Origin of the sequence: Exobacillus caeni, assembly GCF_005747095.1 — a bacterium.
GTDB classification, from domain to species: domain Bacteria; phylum Bacillota; class Bacilli; order Bacillales; family Guptibacillaceae; genus Exobacillus; species Exobacillus caeni.
Window position 1 is genome coordinate 89,742 of sequence record NZ_SWLG01000015.1, and the last position, 6,852, is coordinate 96,593.

Here is a 6,852-nt window from a genome sequence, read left to right on the forward strand (position 1 = left end):
CCCTATGAAACTTTTTCCAATTACCGTACCATCAGACAATACGTCACTCATTTTTCTTTCTGGCGATTATTCTGACCGGTGTGCCAAGGAAGCCGAACGTCTCGCGGATCCGGTTTTCAAGGAACCGCCTATAAGAAAAATGCAGAAGTTCAGGGTCGTTTACAAATAGAACGATTGCAGGCGGCTTAACAGCGACCTGTGTAGCATAATTAATTTTCAACCTTCTTCCTTTATCCGTAGGAGTCGGATTCATCGCTACCGCATCGACAATTACTTCATTTAGGATATTTGTCTTGATGCGCATGCTGTGATTTTCAGCCACTGTATTAATAACCGGGAATAGCTTTTGCAAACGCTGCTTTGTTTTTGCAGACACGAATACGATCGGTGCATAACTCAGGAACAGGAAGTGGTCCCTGATCTTTTGTTCAAACTCACGCATCGTTTTTTCATCTTTTTCTACAGCATCCCACTTATTCACTACGATAACGACCGCTCTGCCTGCCTCATGTGCATATCCTGCGATCTTTTTGTCCTGTTCTATAATACCTTCTTCTCCATCTATCACAACAAGGACAACATCGGAACGGTCTATTGCCCTTAGCGCACGTAAAACACTATACTTTTCTGTGCTTTCATATACCTTTCCCTTCTTACGGATTCCTGCTGTATCAATAATGACATAATCCTGGCCATCCTTTGTAAACGGTGTATCGATCGCATCCCTTGTCGTTCCTGCAATATCGCTGACAATAACTCTTTCCCTGCCAAGGATCGCATTTACAAGAGAGGATTTGCCAACATTCGGACGCCCGATTAAACTGAATTTAATCGTTGATTCATCATACTCCTGTTCATCTTCATCCGGAAAATGTTTGGCAGCTTCATCGAGCAGGTCACCTAATCCCAGTCCGTGTGCCCCTGATATCCCGATCGGTTCTCCAAAGCCGAGGGCATAAAAATCATAAATATTCACCATTTGCTCTGGATTATCCACTTTGTTCACTGCGAGCACGACCGGTTTCTTTGAACGATAGAGCATTTTAGCTACTTCTTCATCCGCTGCGGTTATTCCTTCCCTTCCATTAACCATAAAAATGATTACATCGGCTTCATCGATGGCGACTTCGGCCTGCTGGCGGATTTGCTCTAGAAACGGTTCATCGCCTATTTCGATCCCGCCTGTATCAATTATATTAAAATCATGGTCCAACCATTCGGCAGAGCTGTAAATCCGATCCCTGGTTATTCCTGGTATGTCTTCAACGATTGATACCCTCTCACCGACTATTCTGTTAAAAATGGTTGATTTGCCAACGTTTGGCCTTCCAACTATCGCGATAACTGGTTTTGGCATTTTAACACTTCCTTTCAGCTAGCCCTTTATTAAAGGGAAAAACTTAACAAATAAAACTCTTATTTAAAATTTTCACCATTTCGCTTGATTCTAACCCCTTGTGTTAAAGAAGGCAAAGCCAGTTTAACAAATTTGGGCTATAATTATTATTGATTTCATTTTGGAATCAACCGTAAATGCTCTGCTTAAAAAACAAAACCCTCCTATAAATGGAAGGGTTTTATCTTTCTTCTTATAGCTTTTTTATCTTACCAGAAAACCCTTTTTTGGACAACACATACTGTTGGTTGCAGTTCTGGTCAATGCTTAACGATTATATAAACATCATTGCTAAGCTTATGGGCAATTCCATCAAGAATCGCCTCAAGTTCAGCTGCAACTGCATCACCTTCCTCTGTTGTATTGCAAACAAAAACGTTTTGCCCGCTTTGTACCCTTGATGCATCTGTGGTTATTGTAGCTAATATTAATTTTTCAAGCTTCACTATGCTCCACGACCTTTCTGGTTTGATTCGGATTCAGTCGGCATACGCAAAGCGTTCTCTAGTATAGGAACTTTTGATATCACTGTCACTGCACGTTCCGGGTCTTTTTCCTGCGGCAAAATAAAGACGCCTATCCTTCCATCATCAAGATCTCTTTTTATTAACGGTACAAGAGCAGGATTGCCAGAATCACGGTACACTCCAAGCGCGATTGAAACATCATGGAGTATTGCCTGTCTCTGGCCCAGGTTTGCAATCGTAGATCTTGCATTGGCGTTTTTCGGTTTCACGATAAAACCGAGCCCGTGCTCCATAATTTCCTTTTGGCGTTCTGGAATTCCGATATTCATAATGTAAATATCGTCCACATAAAGTCCGGCTCCATCGAAGTGTATTTTTGATTGCTTGATTTCTGATATATCCCCGAGCTGGTTCCCGCTCATATATTTTCTTGCTATTAAAAAGGCAATCAACGCAACAAGTACCGACCACCAAAAGTTCAAGGCAAGGAACGTTAACGTTGTGACAAAGGATATAAATATCACCAGATAATTTCTGCCTTCAAATGTCATCGCTATTCCTTCTATATAAGAACTTCCCCTCGGTACAAGCTCTAACTTGTCCATTTCCTGCAAAGTAGTACGCTCCATGTTTCTCACATCTCTAAACTGGGACGCTGCAAGTGTTAGAAAAGTAATCGCAGTGAATTCCTGCTCCATAATGGATGGAACAGCAACTGTGCCAAGGGCGGACGCAATAAATCCGAGTGCTATATGAATAACCATTCCATGAGGATAGCTCGGATACTGCCGGTAATCTGTCCGGAACATATATAGCCTTGAAAGCGTACCTACAATTACTCCAAAAACAATTGGGTAAATATATTCGTTCATGAATATCCGCGCCTTTCCTGGGTCTTGTGGAGAAAAGTTTCCAGCGATTTTGTAATTCTTACAAAAGCACCCCATATCCCTGAGATTCCAAGCGTAACTGCCAGCACATCAAAGAAATGAAAGCTTCCAACTATGCCTGGAATTCCCAAATTATGATAAAGAAGTGCAAGCAGAATTTCGCCCTGCACAGCCCCCATTGCTAACACGGAAAAACGGGTTGAAAAAGTTTTTACAGTAAAATGAGCTACTATGACGAGAATGAATGCGATCGAGTATTTTGTATATAAAAACTCCCAAACAGGATCATAAATCGAAAAGAGCAACAAGGATACATAGACAAGAGCGATTATTAAAGCAATAACCACATGATGGACCATCATCCTCTTTGATATCGCCCGAAATGAAGCAGAACATAGTAAGCACAGTAATAAAAACGCCAGATTTATCGCCATCCATCCAATTTGAAGCACTTCACCGGAAAGCGCTATTAAAGCAAGAGTAACGAATGCATAATATGTCCGATAAAAGCTTTTTTTAAAATTAAAAGTAACTAAACCCCAGAACATCCATGCGATCCAAAAAAATAACAGGCCATCCAAGACAGCCACCTCCTATAATTTCCATTATGGGAAAAAAAGATGGAGTTTAGACGCTGTTTTATTTATTAGGAGAAGAATGAAAAGAATCCAGCTAACACATAATGAGTAAGAAAGGAGTGGATAACATGGGAAAAGACCGTCAGGAAACAAAGTTGAGAAAAGAAGGCAGGGTCCAATCCGATCGTGACCAGAGCCTGGAATATAAAGGAGCAGCAACGCTAGAGGGTCCCGAGAGTGCAAAAGTGCGCAACGGGTTAAAAAAGTAGCAGGAGAAAGCTTCACAAATATAAGAAGGGGGATGACTCACGATGTCATCCCCTTCAAACTTGTTATTTTAATTTTTTAAGCTGGTCGCCAATCATGTCACCGAGAGAGAAAGAAGTATTCCCATCATTGTCATTTTGATATTCTTTCACTTCGTTCGAAAGGTTCTCATCATTTTGAAGTGCTTTCATGCTAAGGGAGATGCGTTTTTCGTTCAGATTAACATCCAATACCTTAACCTGCACAGTTTCTCCTTCTGAAAGAACTTCTTGAGGAGTCCCGATATGTTTATTAGAGATTTCAGAAATATGAACGAGCCCTTCAACTCCAGGGGCAACTTCAACGAAAGCTCCAAAGCTTACAAGACGCTTAACTGTTCCTTCGATCTCGTCGCCGGCTTTGATCTTGCCTTCGATGTTCTCCCATGGTCCAGGAAGTGTTTCTTTAATGGAAAGAGAAATTCTTTCATTGTCACGGTCTACAGATAAAATTTTAACTTTCACCCTGTCACCTTCAGAAACCACTTCTGATGGAGTCTCTACACGATGGTGTGCCATTTGTGAAATATGTACGAGTCCATCGACACCGCCGATATCCACAAACGCACCAAAGTCAGTTAAACGCTGAACAGTGCCTTCTACAACCTGGCCTGCTTCCAATGAACCAAGTGTTTCTTGCTTTTTGTTTTCCACTTCCTGGTCCAATACAGCACGGTGTGAAAGAATCACTTTTGATTTTTCAGGATCGAATTCTACGATCTTCACTCTTAAGAGCTTACCTTTGTAATCAGAAAAGTCTTCTACATAATGTCTTTCTACAAGTGAAGCCGGGATGAAGCCTCTGACTCCAAGATCGACTACAAGGCCGCCTTTAACAACATCCGCCACAGTAACTTCAAAGATTTCTCCATTTTCATATTTTTCCTTTAAGTCTTCCCACGCTTTGTCTGCTACGACTGCCTTTTTAGAAAGAACAAGTTCATCTTCGGAAACTTTGATTACTTTGACTTCTATTTCATCGCCTTCTGAAACTGCATCAGTCATAACATCGACATGAAGGCTGGAAAGTTCACTAATCGGAAGAATGCCGTCCACTTTGTAACCCACGTCTAACAGTGCGTGTTTTTCTTCCACCTTCGTCACTTTGCCAGTCACTACATCTCCTTGCTCTACCGACTTAAATTCGGTCATTTCCTGGTTCATCTCTTCAGCCATTGACAAATTCCTCCTTAAAATCCAAAAAGAAATAAAACTTTTCAAATTAATTTATAAAAACCTTTCACCCTATGCGAAAGAATTTTATCCCTGTAGAAAAGGTTCTTTCTTTAACTTTCACTAAAATAGAATGATTTGTCAAGTATCCCGACTTATTTGTTTAAATTTTTTAAAAAACCATTCATCCTTATTTTAAATCTTTTTGGGCTTCCTTATCAAGTAACTCTTGAATTTCGTTCATGATTACTTCTGTTGCTTTTTTTGCCGCGCCCTTCTCTTCTTTTAATAACGAAAGGTCCATCGGATTTCCAAAAGTAATCTTAACTGTTTGGAACGGTTTATATGAACCGGTTATCGCACAGGGCACAACCAGGACGCCAGGACGGACCGCAAAGAAACCTGCACCGGATAATCCCTTTCCAAGCTTACCGGTTTTACTTCTGGTACCTTCTGGAAAAAGGCCTAAAACGCCTTCGTTTGATAGAATTTCCATACCGCTTCTAAGCGCCTGTTTATCTCCCATCCCGCGCTTAACAGGAAATGCGCCAACATTGCGGACAGCAGCGCCAAGCACCGGGATGTCAAACAGTTCCGCTTTGGCCATAAAGTGTACCTGACGCGGGCAGGCTACACCCACCAGCGGCGGGTCAAGATTATTGATGTGATTACTGCATAAAAGAACCCCTTTACTAACCGGGACGTTTTCGAGACCTTCTACTTCAATACGATTAAACAGTTTAAAGTAACCCTTAAACAATCCTTTTCCAATATCATAAAGTGTCATCTTATTCATGCCCTCTCTTTCACTAGTGACATGATTTGTTGAACAACATCGCCAATCGTAAGGGATGTTGTGTTGATCTCGATAGCGTCTTCTGCTTTAATCAACGGTGACACCTCTCGTTCTGTATCGCGCTTATCCCTTAAAGCTATTTCACTTTTGATTGTTTCAAGATCCGCCTCCACGCTATTTTCGATCAATTCTTTATACCTTCGTTCCGCCCGTTTATCAACAGACGCTGATAGAAACACTTTGAGGCTTGCATCTGGAAGCACATGGGTGCCAATATCCCGGCCATCCATCACTACTCCGCCTTCTTTTGCAAGCTGTTTTTGCCTTTTCACCATTTCCTGGCGAACTTCTTTTTGCCTTGCTACAAACGAAACGTTATTCGTTACTTCTGAAGAACGGATTTCACTCGTTACGTCTTCCCCATCTAAAAATACTTTTTGATTTCCCTCTATCACTCTTAAATCGATTTTTGTTTGCGCTAATAGAGTAGACAGCTCCAGACCGTTTTCCAGGTCGGTTTCTTTTCGAAGACCTTTTAGTGTAAGCGCACGATACATGGCGCCGGTATCTATGTAAATATAAGAAAGCTTTTCGGCTACAAGTTTCGCAACAGTACTTTTTCCGGCTCCTGCCGGTCCATCAATCGCAATATTAATATTCTTACTCATATTAACCCCCAGCTTGCAATAAACTTAACCTGCCATCCATTAGAAAAAGCAGGCACCTCCTGCTTTTGACAAGTCATATAAACCTCTAATAACTTCTGTAATCATACCATAACTTAAGGCGTTGGGTCTATTGTTTCTAGAGGCTCTGACTGCTTTAGATTGTAGACCCCTTCATAATATATCGTTTTATTCAATTTGGCTTCCCATGCGTCATAAGAGAGCAAAAACTGGGCAATAACCAGAAAAGCAAAATGGATCCATAATAGTTTTATGATAAGAGATTCTACTTTTTTCATATCCATTCCTCCTCTTCTCAATTGTTGGTAAAAGGGAGTACGTTTATACACCACATACATCTATATGGAATCTAAAGAAACTCGTTGATCGGCAGGGCTTAAATGGATATAGGTCCACTTATCTACATGCTTAAACTTTTTATCGGAGCATGGCATTCTCCTCTGATATAAAAGTTATTCTTTTTTGTATAGTAGAGTAGGACGAGGGCTTTCGCCCTCGGACCCCTCATCAAACCGGACGTGCGGCTTTCCCGCATCCGGCTTTCTTTTCGTTAGTTCCCCA

The 6,852-nt window shown here is 41.2% G+C and carries 9 protein-coding genes; 1 reads left to right on the top strand and 8 read right to left on the bottom strand.

What is annotated here, in order from left to right:
- Window positions 1–43: 43 nt before the first annotated feature.
- The 4 genes from der to FCL54_RS18290 all read right to left on the bottom strand — a co-directional run bounded on the left by der (window position 44) and on the right by FCL54_RS18290 (window position 3,334).
- Window positions 44–1,357: a ribosome biogenesis GTPase Der gene (der, locus tag FCL54_RS18275; RefSeq protein ID WP_138128370.1), complete on the bottom strand. Its 1,314-nt coding sequence runs from the start codon at window positions 1,355–1,357 to the stop codon at window positions 44–46.
- 299 nt (window positions 1,358–1,656) lie between these two features.
- Entirely contained in the window at window positions 1,657–1,842 is a 186-nt protein-coding gene (locus FCL54_RS18280) for a capping complex subunit for YIEGIA (protein ID WP_138128371.1), read from the bottom strand.
- The gene (locus FCL54_RS18285; protein ID WP_138128372.1) at window positions 1,842–2,735 is read right to left on the bottom strand and encodes a YIEGIA family protein; all 894 of its coding nucleotides are present in this window, start codon (window positions 2,733–2,735) and stop codon (window positions 1,842–1,844) included. Before FCL54_RS18285 ends, FCL54_RS18280 begins: the two co-directional genes overlap by 1 nt.
- Complete coding sequence (locus FCL54_RS18290; RefSeq protein ID WP_138128373.1) at window positions 2,732–3,334, bottom strand: YphA family membrane protein; 603 nt, start codon at window positions 3,332–3,334, stop codon at window positions 2,732–2,734. The genes FCL54_RS18285 and FCL54_RS18290 overlap by 4 nt, the downstream gene beginning before the upstream one ends.
- A 125-nt stretch (window positions 3,335–3,459) precedes the next feature.
- Here FCL54_RS18290 and FCL54_RS18295 point away from each other — a divergent pair, with 125 nt between their 5' ends.
- Window positions 3,460–3,600 carry a YpzI family protein gene (locus FCL54_RS18295; protein WP_138128382.1) on the top strand — a complete coding sequence of 47 codons (141 nt, stop codon included), beginning with the start codon at window positions 3,460–3,462 and terminating at the stop codon, window positions 3,598–3,600.
- A gap of 63 nt (window positions 3,601–3,663) precedes the next feature.
- On the opposite strand, the gene rpsA is transcribed toward FCL54_RS18295, so the two are convergent.
- From rpsA to FCL54_RS18315, 4 genes are all read right to left on the bottom strand, one after another.
- Entirely contained in the window at window positions 3,664–4,812 is a 1,149-nt protein-coding gene (gene rpsA / locus FCL54_RS18300; protein ID WP_138128374.1) for a 30S ribosomal protein S1, read from the bottom strand.
- Window positions 4,813–4,999: 187 nt separating this feature from the next.
- Complete coding sequence (locus FCL54_RS18305) at window positions 5,000–5,596, bottom strand: lysophospholipid acyltransferase family protein (protein ID WP_138128383.1); 597 nt, start codon at window positions 5,594–5,596, stop codon at window positions 5,000–5,002.
- 5 nt (window positions 5,597–5,601) lie between these two features.
- Window positions 5,602–6,273 (bottom strand): (d)CMP kinase, encoded by a 672-nt coding sequence (cmk, locus tag FCL54_RS18310; RefSeq protein WP_138128375.1) that lies wholly within the window; start codon window positions 6,271–6,273, stop codon window positions 5,602–5,604.
- A 113-nt stretch (window positions 6,274–6,386) separates the two neighbouring features.
- Complete coding sequence (locus FCL54_RS18315; protein WP_138128376.1) at window positions 6,387–6,569, bottom strand: DUF5359 family protein; 183 nt, start codon at window positions 6,567–6,569, stop codon at window positions 6,387–6,389.
- Between the last annotated feature and the right edge of the window lie 283 nt (window positions 6,570–6,852).

Excerpts from the sequence above, each read along its gene's own strand:
- der (WP_138128370.1), bottom strand. The coding sequence starts at position 1,357 with ATGCCAAAACCAGTTATCGCGATAGTTGGAAGGCCAAACGTTGGCAAA.
- FCL54_RS18285 (WP_138128372.1), bottom strand. The coding sequence starts at position 2,735 with ATGAACGAATATATTTACCCAATTGTTTTTGGAGTAATTGTAGGTACG.
- FCL54_RS18295 (WP_138128382.1), top strand. The coding sequence starts at position 3,460 with ATGGGAAAAGACCGTCAGGAAACAAAGTTGAGAAAAGAAGGCAGGGTC.
- rpsA (WP_138128374.1), bottom strand. The coding sequence starts at position 4,812 with ATGGCTGAAGAGATGAACCAGGAAATGACCGAATTTAAGTCGGTAGAG.
- FCL54_RS18305 (WP_138128383.1), bottom strand. The coding sequence starts at position 5,596 with ATGACACTTTATGATATTGGAAAAGGATTGTTTAAGGGTTACTTTAAA.
- cmk (WP_138128375.1), bottom strand. The coding sequence starts at position 6,273 with ATGAGTAAGAATATTAATATTGCGATTGATGGACCGGCAGGAGCCGGA.
- FCL54_RS18315 (WP_138128376.1), bottom strand. The coding sequence starts at position 6,569 with ATGAAAAAAGTAGAATCTCTTATCATAAAACTATTATGGATCCATTTT.